17 protein-coding genes are annotated in these 20,948 nt (G+C 73.3%); 15 read left to right on the top strand and 2 right to left on the bottom strand.

What is annotated here, in order from left to right; all coding sequences use genetic code 11:
• Positions 1–104 precede the first annotated feature (104 nt).
• Positions 105–956: a helix-turn-helix transcriptional regulator gene (locus tag FNH05_RS05250; protein WP_144586125.1), complete on the bottom strand. Its 852-nt coding sequence runs from the start codon at positions 954–956 to the stop codon at positions 105–107.
• Positions 957–1,116: 160 nt separating this feature from the next.
• On the opposite strand from FNH05_RS05250, the gene FNH05_RS05245 reads away from it, so the two are divergent.
• The 6 genes from FNH05_RS05245 to FNH05_RS05220 all read left to right on the top strand — a co-directional run bounded on the left by FNH05_RS05245 (position 1,117) and on the right by FNH05_RS05220 (position 7,237).
• A complete protein-coding gene (locus FNH05_RS05245; RefSeq protein WP_144586124.1) occupies positions 1,117–1,902 on the top strand; it encodes an alpha/beta fold hydrolase in 786 nt (261 codons plus the stop codon).
• A 105-nt stretch (positions 1,903–2,007) separates the two neighbouring features.
• The gene (locus tag FNH05_RS05240; RefSeq protein ID WP_246127542.1) at positions 2,008–3,273 is read left to right on the top strand and encodes a glycosyltransferase 87 family protein; all 1,266 of its coding nucleotides are present in this window, start codon (positions 2,008–2,010) and stop codon (positions 3,271–3,273) included.
• The gene (locus tag FNH05_RS05235; RefSeq protein WP_144586123.1) at positions 3,270–4,037 is read left to right on the top strand and encodes an MBL fold metallo-hydrolase; all 768 of its coding nucleotides are present in this window, start codon (positions 3,270–3,272) and stop codon (positions 4,035–4,037) included. The genes FNH05_RS05240 and FNH05_RS05235 overlap by 4 nt, the downstream gene beginning before the upstream one ends.
• A 231-nt stretch (positions 4,038–4,268) precedes the next feature.
• Positions 4,269–4,862 carry an NUDIX domain-containing protein gene (locus FNH05_RS05230; RefSeq protein WP_144586122.1) on the top strand — a complete coding sequence of 198 codons (594 nt, stop codon included), beginning with the start codon at positions 4,269–4,271 and terminating at the stop codon, positions 4,860–4,862.
• Between the two features lie 117 nt (positions 4,863–4,979).
• Positions 4,980–5,972, top strand: coding sequence for a TIR domain-containing protein (locus tag FNH05_RS05225; RefSeq protein WP_144586121.1), 993 nt, complete (start codon positions 4,980–4,982; stop codon positions 5,970–5,972).
• Complete coding sequence (locus FNH05_RS05220; RefSeq protein ID WP_144586120.1) at positions 5,969–7,237, top strand: helix-turn-helix domain-containing protein; 1,269 nt, start codon at positions 5,969–5,971, stop codon at positions 7,235–7,237. The genes FNH05_RS05225 and FNH05_RS05220 overlap by 4 nt, the downstream gene beginning before the upstream one ends.
• 35 nt (positions 7,238–7,272) lie before the next feature.
• Here the strand turns inward: FNH05_RS05220 and FNH05_RS05215 are convergent, their stop codons facing one another.
• Positions 7,273–8,157, bottom strand: a complete 885-nt coding sequence (locus FNH05_RS05215; protein WP_144586119.1) for a LuxR C-terminal-related transcriptional regulator — start codon at positions 8,155–8,157, stop codon at positions 7,273–7,275.
• A gap of 271 nt (positions 8,158–8,428) precedes the next feature.
• Between FNH05_RS05215 and FNH05_RS05210 the strand changes: the two genes are divergently transcribed.
• From FNH05_RS05210 to FNH05_RS05170, 9 genes are all read left to right on the top strand, one after another.
• On the top strand, positions 8,429–9,070 hold the full coding sequence (locus FNH05_RS05210) for a nucleotide exchange factor GrpE (protein ID WP_144586118.1): 642 nt from the start codon (positions 8,429–8,431) through the stop codon (positions 9,068–9,070).
• Positions 9,063–10,736 carry an Hsp70 family protein gene (locus tag FNH05_RS05205; RefSeq protein WP_144586117.1) on the top strand — a complete coding sequence of 558 codons (1,674 nt, stop codon included), beginning with the start codon at positions 9,063–9,065 and terminating at the stop codon, positions 10,734–10,736. The genes FNH05_RS05210 and FNH05_RS05205 overlap by 8 nt, the downstream gene beginning before the upstream one ends.
• A 2-nt stretch (positions 10,737–10,738) precedes the next feature.
• Positions 10,739–13,411 (top strand): SaeA-related protein, encoded by a 2,673-nt coding sequence (locus FNH05_RS05200; RefSeq protein ID WP_144586116.1) that lies wholly within the window; start codon positions 10,739–10,741, stop codon positions 13,409–13,411.
• Positions 13,411–14,601, top strand: a complete 1,191-nt coding sequence (locus tag FNH05_RS05195) for a TRAFAC clade GTPase domain-containing protein (RefSeq protein ID WP_144586115.1) — start codon at positions 13,411–13,413, stop codon at positions 14,599–14,601. The genes FNH05_RS05200 and FNH05_RS05195 overlap by 1 nt, the downstream gene beginning before the upstream one ends.
• Complete coding sequence (locus tag FNH05_RS05190) at positions 14,598–17,048, top strand: GTPase-associated protein 1-related protein (protein WP_144586114.1); 2,451 nt, start codon at positions 14,598–14,600, stop codon at positions 17,046–17,048. The genes FNH05_RS05195 and FNH05_RS05190 overlap by 4 nt, the downstream gene beginning before the upstream one ends.
• Positions 17,049–17,051: 3 nt before the next feature.
• Positions 17,052–18,665, top strand: a complete 1,614-nt coding sequence (locus tag FNH05_RS05185) for a TRAFAC clade GTPase domain-containing protein (RefSeq protein ID WP_186382388.1) — start codon at positions 17,052–17,054, stop codon at positions 18,663–18,665.
• Positions 18,662–18,850, top strand: a complete 189-nt coding sequence (locus tag FNH05_RS05180) for a hypothetical protein (protein WP_144586113.1) — start codon at positions 18,662–18,664, stop codon at positions 18,848–18,850. The genes FNH05_RS05185 and FNH05_RS05180 overlap by 4 nt, the downstream gene beginning before the upstream one ends.
• Positions 18,835–20,370, top strand: coding sequence for an Hsp70 family protein (locus tag FNH05_RS05175; protein ID WP_144586112.1), 1,536 nt, complete (start codon positions 18,835–18,837; stop codon positions 20,368–20,370). The genes FNH05_RS05180 and FNH05_RS05175 overlap by 16 nt, the downstream gene beginning before the upstream one ends.
• A gap of 9 nt (positions 20,371–20,379) precedes the next feature.
• Positions 20,380–20,948, top strand: a 569-nt coding sequence (locus FNH05_RS05170) for a vWA domain-containing protein (protein WP_144586111.1), incomplete at its 3' end; no start/stop codon positions are given.

Genomic DNA, 20,948 nt, shown 5'->3' with positions numbered 1-20,948 from the left:
TAACCTAGGTCTCGGTGACCAAGCAACGAGAAGACGGCGGCCATCCGGGGGAAAGAAACCGTCAAACGGCGTTTTCCGGGCTGCGGGTCGGCCTTGGGGCGCGGTCAGCCCGCGGAAGTGAACTGCCCGGTGCCGACCACGCGCAGCAGCGCCAGCCGCTCGGCGGTGTCGCTGCCCGGCGGGGGCGTGTAGAGGACCAGCCGTTGATCGCCTTCCGGGGCGAACAGCGTCTGGCAGTCCAGATCCACCGGGCCGATCAGCGCGTGCAGGATGCGGACGCGGTTGTGCCGCCGCACCGCCACTTCGTGCCGCTCCCACAGCGCCGCGAACTCCTCGCTCGCCGCCGTCAGCCGGGCGACGAGGCGCTCGGCGGTGGCGTCCCGGCCGCGGCGCGCGACGGCCGCCCGGAGGTCGGCGACGTGCAGGCGGCTCTGGTACTCGTGCTCCTCTTCCGGGTAGGCCGCGCGGACGGCGGGATCGGTGAACCAGCGCCACACCACGTTGCGGCCGTTCTCCGACACCGTGCACACCCCGCCGAGCAGGGCGCCGGCCACCTCGTTCTGGGCCAGCACGTCGCCGAGATCGCCGAGGACCTGGGCGGGGGTGGCCGGAAGCTGGTCGAGCAGATGCAGCAGGCCGGGGGCGACGTGCTCGGAGTCCGTGGCGGCCGGGGGCGGCTGGTGGCCGGCGAGCAGGTAGAGGTGATCGCGCTCGTCGGCGCTCAGCCGCAGCGCGCGGGCGAGCGCGGCGAGCAGTTGCGGGGAGGGCTGCGGGCCCCGGCCCTGCTCCAGCCGGATGTAGTAGTCGGCGGACATGCCGGCCAGCGTGACGACCTCCTCCCGGCGCAGCCCCGGAGTGCGGCGCCGGGGCCCGGCGGGCAGGCCCACGTCCTGCGGCCGCACCCGGTGCCTGCTGCGGCGCAGGAAGTCGGCCAGTTCGGGGCGGTTGATCGTCATGGCGCCATTCTCCCGGGCCACGGGCACGGGAACCAGGGATCGCCGATCCCACGGTCCGACGGGCCTCTCCCGCCGCCGCCGCACCGGTCGCAGAGTGGCTCACGGGCCGAGTGGCTCACGGGCCGAGTGGCCCGGACAAGCTTCGAGAGAGGACGATCCCATGCCCACCGTTTCCGTCGCCGGCGCGCGGGTCCGCTACGAACGCACCGGGTCGGGCCCGGCGCTGGTGCTGGTGCACGGCACCGGTTCCCTCGGCGCCGCGCTGACCTGGGGGCAGGTGGCTCCCCGCTTCGCCGGGCACCACACCGTCCTCACCCCCGATCTCTCCGGCTCCGGCGAGACCACCGACGAGGGCGGGCCACTGACCGTCGAGGGCCTGGCCGGGCAGGTGATCGCGGTGATCGAGGACGCGGGCACCGGCCCGGTGGACCTGCTCGGGTTCTCGATGGGGGCCACCGTGGTCTGCGCGGTGGCCGCGCTCCGCCCGGACCTCGTCCGGCGGCTGATCGTGGTGGCGGGCTGGGCCTGGACCGACGGCGACGAGTACCTGCGCAACCTGCTGAAGACGTGGGAGAGCCTGGCGGCGGCCGACGCCGGGGCGTTCGGGCGCCTGGTCACCATCACCGGGTTCAGCCACGGCTTCCTCAACGCGATCGGGCGCGCGGAGGTGGACGCGCTGATCCCGAACATGCCGCCCACGCCCGGCACGCTCCGGCACGTCGATCTGGACCGGCGCGTGGACATCCGGGAGCTGCTGCCCCGCATCGAGGCGCCCACACTGGTGCTCGGCTGCGCCCAGGACCTCACCGTCCCCGTCGCCAACAGCCGCGCGCTGCACGAGGCCATCCCTGGCAGCAGCTACGCCGAAATGGACACCGGGCACGTGGCCTTCTTCGAAAAGCCCGGCGAATTCGTCAAGATCGTCGGCGACTTCCTCACGCCCTGAGCCGGCTGCGGATCGCCGTGAGGGGACCCCTCACGGCGCCCATGCCAGAATGGCCCGCGGTGCCGCCGGGGGGATCGCGGCGTGGAGACGACGTGGGGAGGCGCGGTGCCGGGTTCCGCCTTGACCGGCCGGGCGGCGGCGCTGTGGGCGCGGATCGTTCCGGCCCGCTACCGCCGGGGCGTGCCCGCCGTGCTCGTCGCGATCCTCGTTCCGATGGCCGTGCTGGCCTGCATCGTGGGCCGGGCGTCGGACCTGCAGGTCTACCGCACGGGCGGAACGGCGTGGCTGAAGGGGATCAGCCTCTACGCGCCCGAGTTCGGTCTCCTCGTGCCGGGCGAGCCGCTGCCGTTCACCTACCCGCCGTTCGCGGCGATCGTGTTCGCCCCGGTGTCCTGGCTTCCCTGGCCCGCCGTCAGGGCCGTGATGGGCCTGCTCGCCGCGGCCTCGATCGTGCTGACCGCGCTGATCGCGGCGGGCAGGCGTCACGGCCGGGGGAAGGCCGCCCCGGCCATGGCGCTGGGCGTGTCCGTGCTGTGGTTCGCCTTCGAACCGGTCCGGCAGACCGTCCTCTTGGGACAGGTCAATCTGATCCTGATGGCACTGGTCGCCGCGGACTGCCTGCTGCCGCGGCCCCGGTGGCCACGGGGCGTGCTGGTGGGCATCGCGGCGGCGGTCAAACTGACCCCCGCGGTCTTCGTGCTCTTCTTCCTCGTACGGCGCCAGTTCCGTGCGGCCGCGGTGAGTGTGGCCGCGTTCGCCGCCTGCGCACTGCTGGCCTTCGCGCTCGCGCCGAAGGACAGCATCGAGTACTGGACGTCCACTCTGTTCGACCCGGCCCGGATCGGCGGCACCGCCTACGCGTTCAACCAGAACATCCAGGCGATCCTGGTGCGCCTGCTTCCCGCCGGGCCGGGCCGGTCGCTGCTGTGGGCCGGGCTGGCCGCGGCGGCGATGGCGCTGGCCGTCGTGGGCGCGCGGCGCGCGTACCGGGCCGGGGACGAGGTGACCGCGCTGCTGCTGATCGCCACCGGGGGCCTGCTCGCGTCGCCGGTCAGCTGGTCGCACCACTGGGTGTGGGTGCTGCCCGCCGCGGTGGTGGCGTTCGACGTCGCCCGGCGCGGCGGTGCCGCCGTCCGGATCGCGGCGGTCCTCATGGCCGGGGTCTTCGCGCTGGGCCCGCACTCGTTCCTGCCGCAGCTGCACGGTCTCGAGCTCCACTGGACGTGGTGGCAGCATCTGCTGGGCTCGTCGTACGTGCTGATCGCCGTGGCCGTGCTGATCCGGCTCGCCGTGCGGCCACTGGCGGTGCCCGGTCCCCGGGACGAGTCCTCGGTTCCGGTGGCCGGGGAGCCGGATAAGCTCCCGGGATGAGCGATCCGCTCCGGCTGACCGTCCTCGGCTCCGCGACCCCGTATCCGGAAGTGGGCAATCCCTGCTCCGGTTATCTCGTCGAGGGTGGCGGCGCCCGGATCTGGCTGGACGCGGGGACGGGCACGCTGGGGGAGCTGCGGCGGTACACGCGGCTGGACGAGCTGGACGCGATCTGGATCTCGCACCTGCACGCCGACCACTCCGCCGACCTCCTCACCGCCTACTACGGCGCGCGCCACGCCGGCCTGACGCTGCCGGCGCCGATCCCGCTGTTCGGGCCGCCGGGCATCGCCGACCGGCTGGCGCACTTCCTGACCAACTCGGCGGTCCGCAGCCCCATCGAGTCCGCCTTCGCCGTCACGGAACTGCACGACGGGCACACGGCCGAGGTCGGCGGGCTGCACCTGACCACACGGGCGGTGTCCCACGGCATGCCCGCCTTCGCCGTCCGGATCCGCTCGGATACGGCGTCACTGGTCTACTCGGGCGACACCGGGCCCTGCGCGAACCTGACCGCTCTGGCCGGAGGGTGCGGCACGTTGCTGTGCGAGGCCGACTGGCCGGAGGTGCCCGCCGGGGAGGACCCGGTGCACCACACGCCCGAGCAGGCCGGTGAGACGGCCGCCGCGGCCGGTGCCGGGCGCTTGATCGTCACGCACGTCGGCCCGTTCCTCACCCCGGAGGATGCGGTGTCGCGGGCTTCGGCGCGCTTCGCGGGCCCGGTCGACTACGCGGCTCCCCGCCGCGTCTTCACCCTGCCCTGACGCTCTCGATGGCCCCGGCTCCGCTGCGCGTTGCCGTGAAGGGTCCCTTCACGGTCTATTCGGCTGTGAAGGGACCCTTCACGGCTCGCTCCAGCCCCAGCCGGGCTCGCCCCAGCCCCAGCGGGCCGCTCGCTTCAACGCCCTGGTCTACTGTGGACAGTAGCCGGGGGCGGCAGGAAGTGGTCGTGCGCGGTGCATGCGTGGGCTCTCGCGCTCGGTTAGGCTGGCATTGTGGGACCTGAGGGTGGGGGTGCCCGGCCGGACCGGGCCGCGTGGCAGCGTCTCGGCACCCGGGTGGTGCACAAGAACCCCTGGTTCGAAGTGCGGCAGGACGCGGTGATCCGCCCGGACGGCGGGCGGGACGTGTACGCCCATGTGGTCGCACCGGGTTCGGTCACCGTGCTGGCGATGGACGAGTCGCGGCACGTCTTCCTGACCAGGCAATGGATCTACACGCACGGTTCGGTGCAATGGCGGCTGCCGGGCGGCGGGGTCGACCCGTGCGACCCGGATCCGCTGCACGCCGCACAGCGCGAGCTCGCCGAGGAAACCGGCCTGCACGCCACGGAATGGGAGCAGCTCGGCCTCATCCACGGCGCGGACAGCCTGAGCAACCACACCGAGCGGATCTTCCTCGCCACCGGCCTGACGATGCACACCCCGGCGCTCGGGCAGGGGGAGGCCGACCTGACGGTGTGCCGCCGCTCGTTCGCCGAAACCCTCGAACTCGTCGTCTCCGGCCGCATGCCGCACGCGGGCAGCGCCCACGCCGTGCTCAGCATGGCGCTGCGCGAAACGAGGCGGGGTTTTCCGTTTCCTTGCTAGAGTGGACGGGAAACGTTTCCGTCCTGGGGCGACAATCGCGGTTTTCCTCCTGCTGCCCGGTGTCCTCCCGGGAGGTCCGCCGTGAGGCCCCGGTGACGAACGGGAGGAGTGCTGGGCATGGCCACTCGTCAGGTGATCCCGCCGGACAGCCTGCTGTGGCATGTGCATCCCCAGGCCGAGAGCGCCGCGCTCCCCTTGTCGCCGCACGAGGAGACGGCGCTGCTCGAAGCGCTCCTGCCCGATTCCCGGGTGTTCACCCCGGCGGGGCTGCGCGTGCTGACGCCCGCCCGTCTCGAAGGCCGGGTCCTGTCCGCGGTCCGCACGACTTCGGAACTGCTCGTGGCGCACCTGGAGCCGGGGGAGGACAGGGCCGCCGTGGCCCCGGACGACGTTCCCGGTGTGCAGGGTCTGCGCTGGACGTCGGATCTGGACTTTCCGCGCGAGACGCTGCTGCTGTTCCGCGACCGCTGCCCGGCGGACGTGCTGCGCCCGGTGCCCAGGCTGTCCGCCCGCCTTGACGACGCCGACGGGGTGCACCGCCTGACGCAGTTGCTGGCGCCGTACCGGGTGCGGGTGGCCGAGGCGGAACGGGCGGGCCTGCCGCTGGTGTTCCTCAACTACCGCACCGCGGGCGGCACCCTCGAAGTGTTCCTGCTGGACGAGGAACTGCGGAGGCGGCTCGGCGACGACGCGGTGTTCCGGGACCACCGGAGCCTGCGCGCGGGCGACGATTTCGCCGAGGTGCTGCTCCGCAACGCCCGCGGCGTGAAGGTCATGCTGTCGGTGATCGGCGCGCGCTGGGACGCCTCCTACGACGAGCGCGGCGGCCGTCTCCTGGACCAGGGCGGCGACTGGGTGCGGCGGGAGATCGCCGAGGCGCTGGCGCACGGGGTGTGCGTGGTCCCGGTGATCCTCGGGGTGCGGTCCCGGCTGGACCCGGACGAGCTGCCCGCCGACATCCGGAAGCTGGCCGGGCTCCAGACACTGCAGCTGGTGGAACGGGCGGACCGGCAGGATGTGGCGCGGCTGGTGGACAAGCTGTTCGACGAGGTGCCGGTGCTCGCCAAGGCCCACGCCGAACGCCGGGCCGTGCGGGGGGAATCGCCATGAGCGCCGACTTCGGTGCGACACTGCGCCGGCTCCGGGAAGAGGCGGGCCTGTCCCTGGCCGCGCTCGCGCAGCAGGTCCACTACAGCAAGGGACATCTGAGCAAGGTGGAGTCCGGGCAGAAGCCGCCGAGCGCGCAGCTGGCCCGGCTCTGCGACGCCGCGGTGGGCGCGGGCGGTGCCCTGGTCCGGCTCGCCGGGCCCGACGGCCCCGGCGGCGACGAACCGGAACCCTCCGATGTGGACGGTCTGGTGTGGAGTGTCGGGGTGGGGCCCGGAGGCGCGGGGTTTTTCGCGCCCGGTGACGGGAGCGCCGCCGAAGGGCTGTCGCGCATGTCCTTCGGGGTGCCCGGGGCGGCCACCGGAACGCCCGCGCTGCTCGACGCCTTCCGGCTGCGCTTCGCCTCCGCCCGCGCACTGGGGCAGGTCGCCGGGCCCGCCGCGGTGCTGCCGGGGCTCATCGCCGATGCGCAGACCCTGCGGGCACTGGCCGCGACCGCGGCCGCGCCGGAACGCCCGGCCCTGTGGCGACTGGCCGCCCGGTACGCGGAGTACGCCGGCTGGATGACGCAGGAGGCCGGTGACGACCGGATGGCCCTGTGGTGGACCGACGTGGCGGTGCGGCTCGCCGGGCTCGGCGGTGACGTCACCCTCGAGCCGTACGCGCTGGTGCGCCGCGCCGATGTGGCGCTCTACCACGACGACGCGCTGTCCACCATCACGTTCGCCCAGCGGGCCCAGCAGGCCGAGCACGCGACCGACCGGGTGCGGGGCCTCGCCGCGCAGCGGGAGGCGCAGGGACACGCGCTCGCCGGGGATCACGACGCCTGCCTGCGGGCGCTGGACCGGTCCGTGGCGCTGCTCGCGGCGGCCGAGACGGACCCGGTGGTGCCGGCGCTGGGCAGCACGAACACCCCGGATCTCGCGAGTCTGATCGGCGGCTGGTGCGCCTACGACCTGGGCAGGCCGGACGAGGCGGCGGAGATCCTCGACAACGGGATCACCGGGTTCGCGCCCGGCTCGCACCGGGCCCGGGGCCGCTACGTCACGCGCGCGGCGCTGGCCCACGGCGCCGCCGGGGAACTCGACCGGGCGTGCGCGCTGATGAACCTGGTGCTCGACGAGGTCACGGCACTGGACTCGGCCACCATCCGGCACGATCTCCGGGAACTGACCCGCGTGCTGGCCCGGTGGCACACCCACCGGCCGGCGCGCGAGCTGCGGCAGCGGCTGCTGGCGGCGCTGCGGGCGCCGCAGGCCTGGTCCTGAGCGGGCTGCCCCCACCGCCGAACTCACCGGCCGGTTCACAGCCAGCCTCGCCGGACGGCGGCCACCCCGGCCGCGAACCGGTTGTCCACGCCCAGCGCCGTGTAGATGACCTTGATGTGCCGCCGCACGGTCGTGGTGCTGACCTTGAGCCGCCGGGCGATCGTCTCGTCCCCGCCGGTGGCCATCAGTTCGAGCACGCGGCGCTGGAACCCGGTGAGCTCGCCCCGCGGCCCGGCCTCCGGCCGGATGGTCGCCGGATCGTCCCAGAGCAGGTCGAACCAGCAGGCGAACACGGCCAGCAGGCCCGGGGCCCACACCAGCAGCGCGGTGTCGGCGGACTTCTCCAGTGCGACCAGCGCTACGCTGTCGTCGGCGTGCAGCAGGGAGACCGGCACGGTGGGCCGCAGCCGCACTTCACCGCCGGAGAAAGCGCTCTCGGCCTCCTCCGATTCGACCAGCAACCGGATCTCGGGAAGGACCGGTCCGGCGGTCCAGCCCGCGGAGTCGAGGAGGGAACCGGTGGCCCGCAACCGGTGTTTCGCCGAAGCGGCCAGCTCGACGGCGTGCGCGCGCACCTCGGCGTGCCCGGTCAGCGTGTCGATCCCGTCCGGTTCCCCCGGTTCGCCCGCGGCGGGCAGCAGCGCGGCGAGACGGCTCCAGCCGTCGAGGATGCGTTGCTGCGCCTCGAAAACTTCCCGCTGCCGCCGTTCGAGCACCGACCGCAGCGCGGCTGCCTGGCCCGCGCCGCGGACCCGGTCGCCGTGGCGGCGCAGGAGCCCGAGGCCGAGCAGTTCGTTCAGTGCGCGCTGGTCCCCGCCGCCCGGTTGTTCGGCGGGGTTCCGGGTCAGTCGCAGGAACAGCGCTTCCGCGGCGGGACTGACCAGGCCCGCCAGCGGCCGGATTCCAGGGGGCTCGGCCATGCCTTCAGCATGCGGCAGCCGCGGGGCGGGAGGCGCCACGTTTCCCGTCGCCTGTGCGGCCGGGCAACGGGAAACCGGCGGAACACGCGGGCCGCCCCCGTTACGGTCGCTACCAGAGCCGGGCGCTCGCGCCAAGGGCGGGAACCGTTCGATGACGGCATCCTGTCGCCGCTTTCTCCGGGGCGAAGACGCGGGAACCGTCCGGAACGCGGTGACGTCTAGATCACAAACGGTGGCGAACGCACAACAGAAGAACCGAGGAGCTGGTGTCGTGGGTGACGCGGTGGTGGACGGCGCGGCGGCGGACTCTCCCGCCGAACCCGGGAACGGGCAACCGCGGGAACTGGCCGAGGCGATCGCCGGGCTGACCGGGCAGATCCAGGCCCATCACGCGAGGGCACAGGCACGGGAGCGGGTCATCGACCAGTTGCACGCGGAGGTCGAGCGCCTGCGGGCCGGTGCCGACGCGGTGCTGCTGCGGCCGGTGGTCACCGACCTTCAGCATCTGCGCGCCGATCTGCTGCACCAGGCACGCACCCTGCCCGGACCGCTGGACGCGGACCAGGCGGTGAAACTGCTCGAATCCTTCGCGCTGAGCGTGGAACTGGCGCTGGAGCGGTGCGGGAGCGTGCCCGTTCGGCCCGAGCCGGGTACGGCGTTCTCCCCGCGCGAGCACCGCGCGGCCAAGGTCGTCGAGGCCGCCACGCCCGAGGAGGACGGCACGCTCGCCGAGGTCGTCGCGGACGGGTACCGCGACACTGCCACCGGCCGGGTCACCGTGCCCGCCCGCGTGCACGTCCGGCGCTGGACTCCACGGACCACACAGACCACACAGTCAACACAGACCACACGGCCCGCCCCGGCCGAAGAGCAGCAGCAGAACGCGGAAACCGGAGGGAACACGGATGTCTGACCGGAAGAGCAGGGTCTTCGGCATCGATCTTGGCACGACCTACTCGGCGATCGCGTACGTGGACGAGACGGGCCGGCCCACGGTGTGCCGCAACACCGACAACCTCGAAACCATCCCTTCGGTGGTGTACTTCGAGAACGAGAGCAACGTGGTGGTCGGTTCGGTGGCCAAGGAGTCCGCGGTCACCGAGCCCGACCGGGTGGTCAGGCTGATCAAGCGCGAGATGGGCACGAAGTCGGTCCGCGAGTTCGACGGCGAGACCTACACCCCCGAGTCGATCTCGGCGCTGATCCTCAAGCAGCTCGCGCAGGACGCGGCGGCCTACACCGGAGGCGAGGTGACCAGCGCGGTCATCACGGTGCCCGCCTACTTCGGGATGCTCGAGCGCGACGCGACCCGCAACGCCGGGAAGATCGCCGGGCTGGACGTGATCGGCATCATCCCGGAGCCGGTGGCGGCGGCGTTGCACTACGAGGCGACCACGGGCGCCCAGGACAGGACGATCCTCGTCTACGACCTCGGCGGCGGCACCTTCGACACCACGGTCATCAAGGTGTCGGAGACCGAGATCGAGGTGGTGTGCACCGACGGCCACGACCGGCTGGGCGGAGCCGACTGGGACGAGCGCCTCGAGCAGCACCTGCTGGCCGAGTTCACCGCGCAGGTGCCGCCCGGGACCGACGTCGAGGAGGACGGCGAGTTCGTGAGCTCGCTGGCCACCATCGCGGAGAACACCAAGAAGCAGCTGTCCAAAGTGGATTCCCGCCCGGTGGCGCTGCGCGGGGCGGGCGCCGCGGCGCGCGTCGAAGTGACGCGGGAGCAGTTCGAGCGGCTGACCCGGGACCTGCTGGACCAGACGATCGACATCGTGCGCCGCACGCTGGAGACGCTGGAGGCCAAGCGGCCGGGCACCACGATCGACGAGGTGCTGCTGGTCGGCGGCTCCACGAGCATGCCCGCGGTGGCGCGGCGCCTGAAGGAGGAGTTCGGCTGGGAACCGCGCCTGCACGATCCGCACCTGGCCGTCGCCAGGGGTGCGGCGCTCTACGCGCTCGGCCGCGTCGTCCACAAGGAACAGGAAGAGGCGCGCGGACAGGCCGTTTCCGAGGCGGAGGCCGAATCCCGCGCGGCCGAGGTGGTGGACGAGGTCGCGGCCCGGCACGGGATCTCCGCGAAGCAGCTGCGCAGCCTGGCGGAGAAGGAAACCCGCAACGTGCTGCCCAAGGCCTTCGGCGTCAAGCTGCAGGACACCGCGGCACCGGACTGGCAGGACCAGCCTCCGCGCTTCTACGTCGAGCACCTGGTGGCCGCCAACGACACGCTGCCCACGGGAATCCGCACGCTCGAGGCGGAGACCGTCGCCGAGGGCCAGCGCTCGATCGACATCGAGCTGTACGAGCAGTCCGGTGCCCGTGCGGGACGGGAGCTGGACGAGAACAAGCCGCTCACCGACGGGGCCGGCGTGATCGACGGGCTGCCGCCGCTGCCGATCGGTTCTCCGGTGCACATCGAGATGACCGTGGACAACGAGGGCCTGCTCACCGTGGACGCCACCGAACCCTCCACCGGGAAGAGCCTGCACATCCAGGTGCGGGTGAGTGTGCTGTCCAGCGAGGAGGTCGTCGAAGCCACGAACCGGGTTTCCGCGCTCACCGTGTCGAGCTGACCATGCTTCCCTTCGACGCCAAGGCCTACGAGGAGACGGTCGTCAAGCCGTTGCGGCGGTGGTCGGGCCGCGAACTGCCGGACGATCTGGTGTCCCGGTACGCCATCGATCTGGCCATGTCCGACGCGGAGGTCGCGCGGCGGCTCACCGAGGTCCGGTCGAAGTGGAACAAGGGCATCACCCGCCCCGGCTACGCGCAGCGGATCTACAAGGCGTTCCTCCGCGCCGACGAGGGCCTGCGGCGGCAGCATGGCGCCGGGCTGGGCACGGCCGCGTGGTGGCGCGAGTACGCAAAGCGGCGCGCCGGTGCGCGTCAGGGGCAGATCGACGAGCTGGCGAAGACCCTGCGCGCCCACTTCGGGGAACTGGGCTTGATCACGCCGGGGCAGCTGGAGGCGACGGTGCGGGCGGCCTACGCCGTGCTGTCGCCGAACGAGGTCGACGAGGCGCTGGCCACCGCCGGGATCACGCGCAGCGCGCCGCGGGACCTGCCGAAGGCGAGCGGCCTGATCGACGCGACCTACCGGATCCTGGCCGAGCAGCTGGTGGAGGCGGAGGCCGCGAGCGTGGTGGAGCTGCTGCACGGGGAGATCGGCGGTTTCCGGATCCTCGACGGCTTCAGCGCGCGCCCGCCCGCGCCGCTGGGCCTGACCGGTGAGGCGGTGCGGGCGGCGGCGCTGCGGGAGGACCGCCGCTCGGGCAACCAGCCTGCCCGGCAGGCGCTCGGCATTCTCGCCACCGCCGCCAGGGACGGGGTGGACCTGGAGAAGCTGGCGCTCTACCACCTGCTCGACGAGGTGCGCCGCGACCACGCGCAGGGGGTGCCCGCCAGTGCGCTGCTGGGCAGGCTGGTGCGGGCGAAGCTCGACCGGGACGAGGCGTGCCAGGCGGTGTTCGGTGTGCTCAACGAGACGGGGCGCGCCGCCAGGGTCACCGGACTGGACCAGATCCGCGAACTGCTCGAGCAGGGCAGGCTGGTCGCCGCCCAGCAGGCGCTGGCGGCGGTCACCGGCACCGAGGACGCGGCCGCGGCGACGGCACTCGTCGAGCGGCAGCTCGCGAAGGTGCGCGAGCTGCGCGAGGGAGCGCAACGCGCGTTGCGGGAAGGCGCCGAGGCCGACGCGCTGCACCGGCTGCGGCAGGCGGTCGCGCTCGCGGGGGATGACGAGGAGCTCGCCGCGCAGATCCGGCGCATCCCGCCGGAACCGGTGCTCGGGGTGGCCGCCGCGGCCGAGGCCACCGGGGTGCGGGTGTCCTGGCGCGCCGCGCCCACCCACGGCGAGGACACGCGGTACCGCGTGGTGCGCCGGGAGGGGCGGATTCCGGCCGACCCGGACGACGGCACGGTCGTCGTGGCCTCCCGGAGCAGTGAGGACGGGAACGGGGACGGCACCGTGACGCTGGACCGGACCCCGCCGGCCGCGGTGCCGCTCGGGTACGCGGTGTTCGCCGCGTCGGGCGGCGGGGTCTGGTCCCGGCCCGCGGGGGTCACCGCCGAATCGCTGCCCGAGGTGCGCGATGTGCGGCTCACCGTGGAGAACGGAGCGGTGGAGGGCCGCTGGAGCGTGCATCCGGACGCGGTGGGGGTGCGCGTCCAGCGCGGTGACGGGCCGGTGATCGCCGAATCGGCGCGGACGGTGTTCCGTGACCAGGGGGTGACCGACGGCGCGGAGGTGGTCTACACCTTGACCGCCCGCTATCGCCGCCCGGACGGCGGTGAGGCGCTTTCCCTTCCCGTGGTGGAAAAGACCTCCACTCGGGCCCGCCCGAGGCCGGTGCGGGCGCTCACCCTCGCCCCGGTCCCCGGCGGGACCGGGCCCCGCGTCGAGATCAGCTGGCAGCAGCAGGCCGACACCGAGGTCGTCGTGCGGCGGTCGCCGCTGCCCTGTCCGTGGGAGTTCGGCGAGCTGGTGCCTTCGTCCGCGCTCACGGGCTACGGCGAGGAGGTCACCGGCGGACGGTCCGAACGCGACGGCTGGCAGGTGCTCACCGCCGCGGTGCCGACCGGCCTTTTCCACTACGTGACGTTCACGCTCGTGTCCGGCGGCGCCCTGCGCGGGCACGACGCGGCCCTGGCCGTCGCGCTCGACGTGCGCGGCCTGCGGTACCAGCGGTTCGGCGACGAGCTGGCCCTGTCGTGGGAGTGGCCCGAGGACACGGGCATCGCCGACGTCCGCTGGAAGGCGGCCGGGGAGTCCGGGCGGCAGCGGCTGACCCGCCAGCAGTACCGCTCCGGCGGCGGCTGCCGGGTCCACTGTGGACCGGGTGAGGTCGAGGTGGTGGTGCGCACGGTCCAGCCCGGCGCCGGCGGCGAAAGCACCTCGGCCGGGGTGCGGCTGGTCGTCCCCGGTAGCGCGCCCGCCCTGCGCTACCAGGTGTCCATGACGCGGAAACCGCTGGTCGGCGGGGGAACCGTGCGGGTGCGGCTGAGCACCGACCAGCCGCTGCCGCGCTGCCCGGTGCTGGTGGTCGCCGCGCCCGGCCGGGTCATGCCGCGCGGGCCCGGCGACGGGCAGGTGCTGCTGCGCGCGGAGCCCGCGGTGCGCCCCGGCGAAGACGTCGAACTCGTCGCCGAGCTGCCCCGGCTGAAACGGCCGTTCTGGGTGCGTTGCTTTCCCGGCGACGACTCCATCCGGCTCACCGATCCCCCCGTCACCCAGCTGAAGGTGCCCTGATGCCCGCCAACGCAGCCTGCCCGTACTGCTACCACCGTGTCGATCTGTGGACGCTGCACTTCCAGTGCACCGGCCGGCCCTCGCCGGGCAAACCGCAGTGCACCAAATCCGTCGACGAGGACCGCAAGCGGCTCACCGGCTACGCCTCGCCGTCCTGGCCGACCTTCCCGCGCCCGTCCAATCGCCGGGGCAGGCTGGAATCGTGCCCGGACTGCGGGAGCAGCACCGGGATCCGCGCCTGCCCGGTCTGCCACACGCCGCTGCCGGCGAACTTCTCCGACAGCCGCAGCCCGCTGATCGGCATGGTGGGCGGCAAGAACGCGGGCAAGACGGTCTACACCACCGTGCTGGCCCACGAGCTGCGGCACAACATCCGCCGCCGGTTCGCCGCCGACATCTGGTTCGCCGGGGACCAGCAGGGCGGCACCGGCTCGGTGAGCGACTGGCTGGCCGACTACGAGCAGGCGTTGTTCGCCGACCGGAGGCTGTTCGAATCCACCGCGAGCGCCGCGGGCGGTATCAAGGTGCCGCTGGTCCTGCAGTGGCGGCAGGCGAGACGCAGTCTGGGCCGCGAGGTGCACAGCACCACGACGCTGTCGTTCTACGACGCCGCGGGTGAGGACATGACGACCCAGGAGTTCGTCAACGCCCAGGCCTACCTCACCTCGGCGGACGCGCTGATCGTGCTGCTCGACCCGTTCCAGCTCAAGGGCGCCCACGACCGGATCAAGGTGCCGGACGCGAGCCGCCGCGACACCGAACCGCCGATCAACGTGCTGACCCGGATCACGGAGCTGCTGCGCACCAGCCACGCGGTCAGCGCCCGGCGCAAGATCTCCGTGCCGGTCGCCGTGGTGTTCTCCAAGATCGACGCCTTCTTCCCGATGCTCGGTGACGGGCACCCGCTGCTGCGGGCGCCCGAACCCGGGCCCTGCTACGACGAGGCGCACGGGCGCGACACCGACGAGCACCTGCGTGCCCTGCTGGCCGAGCTCGACGCCGACGACATCGACGCGCACCTGCGGGCGCACTACAAGACCTTCCGGTACTTCGCGGTGTCCTCGCTCGGTGCCGAACCGGACTACTCGGCGAACCGGGTCGACGTCGGCGGGGTGCGGCCGTTCCGGGTCGACGAGCCGCTGCTGTGGCTGCTCGGGTTGTTCAAGGTCGTCTCGCGGAGAATCGCATGAGCGGGTTCCGGACGCTGTACTACACCGACTGCCTGCCGGGGCAGGGCCTGCGCGGGGGCGCGGGCTTCCAGTTCCAGGCCGTCTCGGCCGGGACCGGGCACGAAGAAATGTCGCTGGTGCAACGGACTTCGCTGTACGAGGCACCGGTGGCGTGGATGCGGCAGCAGCGCCCGGTGGAGGAGTACCCGCCGTCGCTGACGCACCTCTACGACGGGCTGTACGTGACGGCGCGCGGGGTGTATCTCGGGGCCGAGGCCAACGGGGTCCGCGAGGGCAACCAGTTCACCCACGCCATCGCCACCGCCGATCCCGGGGCGTACGGCTTCACCCGCCCGGCGCAGTTGTGGGGCGCGCCGTTCTGGTCGGAGGAACCGGCACCGGGCACCGAATGCGCCCCGCTGCCCGCCGAACCGGACGCGGGACCGTGGAGTGTGGACTCCGTCCGCGAGTGGGTCCTCGGGCGGCCCGGCGGCGAGGACTGGCTGCTCGCGGTGCACTCCGCGTTCGACCGGCTGCACACCGACGGCGGACGGCGGGTGGTCTTCGTCGCCGACGACCCGGAGCCGGTGCTCGCCTGGATCGCGGCCGGGACGCTGCTGCTGCCCCAGTCGCGGGCGCTGCGGGTCGGTTTCCGCGTGTTCGCCACGAATCCGCGGGCCAGCCAGCACGACGTGCTCGCGCTGCACACCGAGTGGGCGGGGCAGCTCGCCGAGCCGGAGCGCGACCACGGCTTCTGCGTGTTCAACCTGGCGACCGGGCGCCGTTCCGAGGTGGAGCCGACCGAGTCGGCGCGGCACTGGGTCGCGCGGTTCCTGCGCGAAGACCCCTACGACGTGGTGGACGCGATCGAACTGGCGCATCAGTTCGCGGGCGGCGGCCAGGCGCGGGCCGCCGCGGCGGACCGGCTCGCCGCCGAGGTGGTGACCCTGGGCAGACGGCCCCGCGACGCGGCCGAGGCGAAGGGACTGGCCGCCTGGCTGGCAGACCGGATAGGACAGTCCAGTGAGGACATCCCGGTGCCGTCGGTGCTGGATGCGGTGCTGCCGTTCCCGCTGGGGCTGACGGAACTGCGCAGGCTCGACGAGGCCGTGCGCTCGCCGCGCGGGGACGTGCTCGACGCCGCGCTGACGGCCCGGGTGCGGCGCGCCCTGTTCGTGGCCGAGCTGGAACCGTGTACGGGGGGCCGCATCGCGGCCGACGAGGCGGCGTCGCTGCGGGACCTGGCCGAGGCGGCGGCCGAGGTGGTCGCGCCCGAACGGATGGACGCGCTGCTGCGCACGGTCACGCGCTTCGGCGTGGCACCGCGTCCGGCCGAGTTTCCCGGCGGCGCGGACCGGTTCGTGCGGTGGTGGGCCGCGCATCCCCGGGAGCCGATCGACCCGGGCGCGTGGTCCTGCGGGGCGGAACTCCTCGTCCTGCTCCGGTCGGCGCTGGCGGCCTCGCTGGAGAGGCGGGGCTCCCCGGAGGAGCACCGGACCGTCGCGGACATCCGCGAGCGGTGGTGGCGCCTGCTGCTGCCCGGGGTCACGGATCCGGCGGCGATGATCGATGCCACCACCACCGCCGCGGCCGTCGAGAAGGGCGGACCGGCGACCCGGCGCGACACCATCGAAATGGTCTATGCCCTCCTTCGCGCCCCGGCGGAGGACTACCCGGTGCTGCTCTGGCGTGCGCTGTTCTCCTTCGCCGAGCCGGCGCTGGAGGAGCTGAAGCGGTACCTGCTGACGGTCCCGCCCGGCGAGTTCACCGCGGAATGGCATGCCAAGGAGATCGGCGGCGCGGCGGGAAGGCTCATGTCACGGGCCCCCTCCGCCGGCGAACTCGACGTGATCCGCCTGCTGGCGTCCCGCGGCGTGCTCGCCCGGATGCCGGACCTGGCCGAGTTCGCCCGGCAGGATCAGGCGCTCCAGCACTGGTTCGCCGCCGTGGGCACGCCTCCGCGGCCGGACCCGTCCCGGATCCCGGTGCCGCCGCCGGTGGGCGGGCCGGTCCTGTCGGCCCGCGGGGAGCAGTTCACCGCCGCGCTGCTCGGCCTGCCGTTCCCCGACGCGGCGGCGATCGTGGCGGCCGGTGACGAAGTCCTGCTCGCCGTGCTGGCCCGCGAGCTGCCCCTGGCCTGGCACGCGCAGGATTCGCGCGGCGAGGCCGCGGCGGCGCTGGCGTATGTCGCGATAGGACAGTGCTCGGACGCGGTGGCCGTGCCGTTCGAGAAGAAGCTCCGGACCTGGGCGCGCACCACGGACGCGGAGCGGCTGGGCGCCGCGGGCCGCCGTCTGCGGACGCTGGGTGCCGAGGTGGCCGAGGACTGGCACGAGTTCACCCGCCGCCGCGCCGTGCTGTCCGGCCAGACCGAGCGCGCCAAGCGTGCGCGGGAGAAACGCGAACAGAAGACCGAAAACCCGCCGAAGTCCGGCAAGTGGCTCGGCCGCTGGACCCGGGGAAGGTGAGCCATGGTCTATCTGCTGGGGATAGCGGCCGCGCTGGTCGGGATCTACGTCGCGCTGTGGCTCACGGTGGCCGGGTTCCTCTGGCTGCTGGTACCGGCACTGGTCGTCGTCCTGCCCGCGCTCGCGGTGTGCGGCGTGCTGCTCGCGCTGGTGGTCGCCGCCCGCACGCTGGTGACCCGGGGGCTGACCGCCCCGGAGGTCATCACGCCCCGGCTCGTCGCGAAGGGGAAGGCGGGTTTGCCCGAACCCCGCCACCCCGGCGCGTTCGGCCGGGACCGGGCGTGGCCGGTCTATTTCGCGGCACAGGCGCGGACCGATCTCGGCCAGGTGTGGCGGGAGATCCGCGGCGCGGTGCGGCGGGGCTGGGTCAAGATCGGACCTGTCTTCCATTACCGCGGCTACGGCTGGATTCCGGGCCTGGTCGTCGTCTGTCCACTGTGGCTTTCGGTGAGCATCGGCGCGTTGGCAGGGGGTGCGGCCGTCCTGGCGGCGGGCGCACTGGTGCTGTTCGCGCTCTGGGTCCCGTGGGTGCTCACCGCCGGTTTCCTGCGCGGCACCGACCAGCTCGTGCGGCGGCTGCGCGGCGCCAGCGGGAGCTGCCCGCGCTGCTACCACGTGGACTCCCTGCCCGCCTTCGCCTGCCCCGGCTGCGGGCGGCTGCACCGGGACGTCCGGCCCGGACGGCTGGGCGCGGTGTGGCGCCGGTGCGACTGCGGGCGCAGGCTGCCGACCACGGTCCTGCGGATGGCGCGGATCGCCTCCCCGCAGTGCCCGCGCTGTGAACTGCGGCTCCGGGACGGGGCCGCGGTGCTCACCGACATCCGGATTCCGGTGTTCGGGCCGGTGTCCGCGGGCAAGACCCGGCTGGTCTACGCCGGGCTGGTCGCCCTGCGCGACGCGGTGGCGGCGGCGGGCGGCACGCTCGGTTTCGTCGACGACGAAAGCAGGGCGGCCTTCGACCACGGCGCGGCGATCATCACCAGCGGCGGGGACACGGTGAAGACCCCGGCGGGCGAGCTGCCCACCGCGCTCACCGTGCGCTATGGCCAGGGCCGCCGCAGCGCGCTGCTGCACCTGTTCGACGCGGCGGGTGAGTTCTATGCCGACCGCGACGACAACACCATGCTGGAATTCCTCGACCACGCCCAGGGACTGGTGTTCGTGGTGGACCCGTTCTCCGTGCCGTGGGTGCGCGACCAGGCCGGTACGGCGGAGGTGCTGGCCCGTGCGAATCCGGCCGTGGAGGATCCCGAGCGCGTGTACCACGTGACCGCCCAGCGTCTGCGGGACTACGGCGTGCGGACCCGGAAACGGAAACTGGCCATGACCATCGTCAAGGCCGACCTGCTCGACGGGGTGTCCGGGGACGCGGCGCCGGCCCCCGATGGCGGCCGGGACTGGCTCATGCGCGCCGGTCTGGACAACCTCGTGCTGTCCGCGGAGCGTGATTTCGGCGAGGTCCGCTACTTCGTGGTGGCCTCGGTGGCCGGGAAACGGGCCGGGAGCGGACTGTCCCCGGCGAACCCCCTCGCCTGGCTGGCCGCGGGCGCGGGAGCGGTGATGCTGCCCGAACCGAGCGGGCGTGACGGCTCGCGGGAAGTCGAGGAAACGGTATGAGCGCGACGAGTCTGCCACCGGCGCACCGCGTCTGCCGGGGTCTGCTGCTGCTCGTCCTGGCGGTGCTGTTCGTCCTGTTCGCCCTGGGGGTGCTCCGGCTGGTGCCGGACGCGTGGCCGTGGCTGCTGGCGCGGGCGCAGCACGTGCGGGACACATGGACGGCGATGGGATGGCACCTCTGGTGATCCTCGGCATCGACCTCGGCACCACGTACTCCGCCGTCGCGACGGTGGACGAGCGGGGAAACCCGGTGATCCTGCCCAACCGGCTGGGCGAGCGCGTCACGCCTTCGGTGGTGTCGTTCGAATCCCCCGGGGCGGTGCGGGTCGGTTCGGCCGCGCGGGAGGCCGCCGCGATCGATCCGGACAACACGGTGGCGCTGATCAAACGGCGGATGGGCACGGAGTTCGAGCTGCTGTTCCACGGGGTCCGGCACACCCCGGAATCGGTGTCCGCCCTGATCCTGCGCACCCTGGCCGAGGACGCACGGGCCCAGCTCGGCGCGGGGGAGGAGCCGGTGCGGGCGGTGATCACCGTGCCCGCGTATTTCGGCCTGCGCGAACGGGAAGCCACCCACCAGGCGGCCCGGCTCGCCGGGATCGAGGTGCTGGAGCTGCTGGCCGAGCCCGTCGCGGCGGCGCTGCACTACCGGGCGAGCGCGGACCCCGGCGGGGCGATCCTGGTCTACGACCTCGGCGGCGGCACCTTCGACACCACCGTGCTCAGGGCCAACGGTACCGGCGCGAAGGTGATCGCCACCGACGGCGACAGCAGGCTCGGCGGGGCGGACTGGGACGAGCGGATCACCGGTTTCCTGCTGGAAAACTACGCCCACGCGGCGGGCGAAGAGGACTTCTACGCCGACGACGCGTTTCTCCAGGACGTGGGCAGGGTCGCGGAAACGGCGAAGCGGGAACTGAGCAGCAAGACCAGCAGGCCCGTGGTCCTGCGCCGTGGCGGGACCAGCGTGACCGTCCCGTTCGACCGGAAGACCCTGGAGGGGCTCGGGGCGGATCTGCTGGGCCGGACGATGGCGATCGTGGATCGGGTGCTGGGCAGCGCGCGCGCCAGGGGAGTGCCCCGGATCGGGCAGGTGATCCTCGTCGGCGGCTCGTCGAAGATCCCCGCCGTGGCCGAGGCGCTGCGCACCCGGCTGCGTGTGGTGCCCAGGCTCGCGGAACCGGACTTCGCGGTGGCCTACGGTGCGGCGCTGCGGGCGCACCAGCTCGCCGGGGACCCCTCCGGCGCGAGCAGGAAGGCCACCGCCTCGGTGGTGCCGCGCAGCTTCGGCATCCTGGTCGACGACAGCCACGATCCTTCGGGACAGCGCCGCATCGTGGTGCACACCGTGCACCGCGACGATCCGCTCCCCGCCGCCGCGACCACCACGTTCTGCACCATTGTGGACGGTCAGGACCGGGTACGCGTCCAGGTCTTCGAGCAGGCGGGAGACGTGCCCTCCGAGGAGGTCGAGGACAACCGTCGGGTGCTCGACGGCGAACTGGCAGGCATCCCGCCGCTGCCCGCGGGATCACCGGTCGAAATCACCTCGCGTGTCAGCGCGGACGGGCTGCTCAGCGTGACCGCGGTGGAGCCGGGCAGCGGGACCAAACTGGAACTTTCGGCCTATATGGACGGTGTGCTCGACGCCGAGTCCACCCGCACGCTCGACGGGGCGTTGCGCGGGCTGACCATCCGGCAGTGAGGGGCGGCAATGACTTCGTGGCTGCGCAGGAACTTCGACGGCATCGGGCTCACCCAGTCCCCGCCGGGACCGCATCTGGCCGCGCTGCAGGAGCGCTACGGCGGCACCGTGCTGCTGTGCATCGACGTGAGCGGGTCCATGCAGGGCAAACCGCTGAAGAAGGCCCTGCAGGGCGGCGAGGAGTTCCTCAGCCAGGCCTGGGAGAACCACTACCGGTGCGGCATCGTGCTGTGGCACAGTTCGATCGAACGGTACGTGCCGCCGGACGCGCCGCGGAACGAGGTGCTCGACGGCCTGCGCGGGCGGATCGGCAGCGGCGGCACGAACGTCGTGCCCGCGCTCGAAGTGGCGAAGAAGCTGTTCGGCGGGATGCGCGGGGACCGCGTGGTGTGCCTCTTCGGTGACGGGGACCTCGGCGACCGCCGCCGTGCCCGCGCCCTGGCGCGGGAGCTGTGCGCGATGGGGGTGCGGATCGTGGTGCGGGGCCTCGGCCGGGGGGCGGCCGAGGCCCTGGGCGAGCTGGCCTGCCCCGGCACGCAGGACGGCGAGCGGCTGATCACCGACGAGCGGGGCATCAC

The organism is Amycolatopsis rhizosphaerae, assembly GCF_007713715.1.
Taxonomy (GTDB): Bacteria; Actinomycetota; Actinomycetes; order Mycobacteriales; family Pseudonocardiaceae; genus Amycolatopsis_E; species Amycolatopsis_E rhizosphaerae.
The sequence above is the reverse complement of the archived record's forward strand: the minus strand, read 5'-3'. Positions and strand labels throughout refer to the sequence as shown.

Bases quoted from the DNA above. Each gene is read 5' to 3' on its own strand.
- FNH05_RS05225 (WP_144586121.1), top strand. From the start codon at position 4,980: ATGGCCACTCGTCAGGTGATCCCGCCGGACAGCCTGCTGTGGCATGTG.
- FNH05_RS05200 (WP_144586116.1), top strand. From the start codon at position 10,739: ATGCTTCCCTTCGACGCCAAGGCCTACGAGGAGACGGTCGTCAAGCCG.
- FNH05_RS05220 (WP_144586120.1), top strand. From the start codon at position 5,969: ATGAGCGCCGACTTCGGTGCGACACTGCGCCGGCTCCGGGAAGAGGCG.
- FNH05_RS05215 (WP_144586119.1), bottom strand. From the start codon at position 8,157: ATGGCCGAGCCCCCTGGAATCCGGCCGCTGGCGGGCCTGGTCAGTCCC.
- FNH05_RS05245 (WP_144586124.1), top strand. From the start codon at position 1,117: ATGCCCACCGTTTCCGTCGCCGGCGCGCGGGTCCGCTACGAACGCACC.
- FNH05_RS05195 (WP_144586115.1), top strand. From the start codon at position 13,411: ATGCCCGCCAACGCAGCCTGCCCGTACTGCTACCACCGTGTCGATCTG.
- FNH05_RS05180 (WP_144586113.1), top strand. From the start codon at position 18,662: ATGAGCGCGACGAGTCTGCCACCGGCGCACCGCGTCTGCCGGGGTCTG.
- FNH05_RS05190 (WP_144586114.1), top strand. From the start codon at position 14,598: ATGAGCGGGTTCCGGACGCTGTACTACACCGACTGCCTGCCGGGGCAG.
- FNH05_RS05185 (WP_186382388.1), top strand. From the start codon at position 17,052: ATGGTCTATCTGCTGGGGATAGCGGCCGCGCTGGTCGGGATCTACGTC.
- FNH05_RS05175 (WP_144586112.1), top strand. From the start codon at position 18,835: ATGGCACCTCTGGTGATCCTCGGCATCGACCTCGGCACCACGTACTCC.
- FNH05_RS05205 (WP_144586117.1), top strand. From the start codon at position 9,063: ATGTCTGACCGGAAGAGCAGGGTCTTCGGCATCGATCTTGGCACGACC.
- FNH05_RS05250 (WP_144586125.1), bottom strand. From the start codon at position 956: ATGACGATCAACCGCCCCGAACTGGCCGACTTCCTGCGCCGCAGCAGG.
- FNH05_RS05235 (WP_144586123.1), top strand. From the start codon at position 3,270: ATGAGCGATCCGCTCCGGCTGACCGTCCTCGGCTCCGCGACCCCGTAT.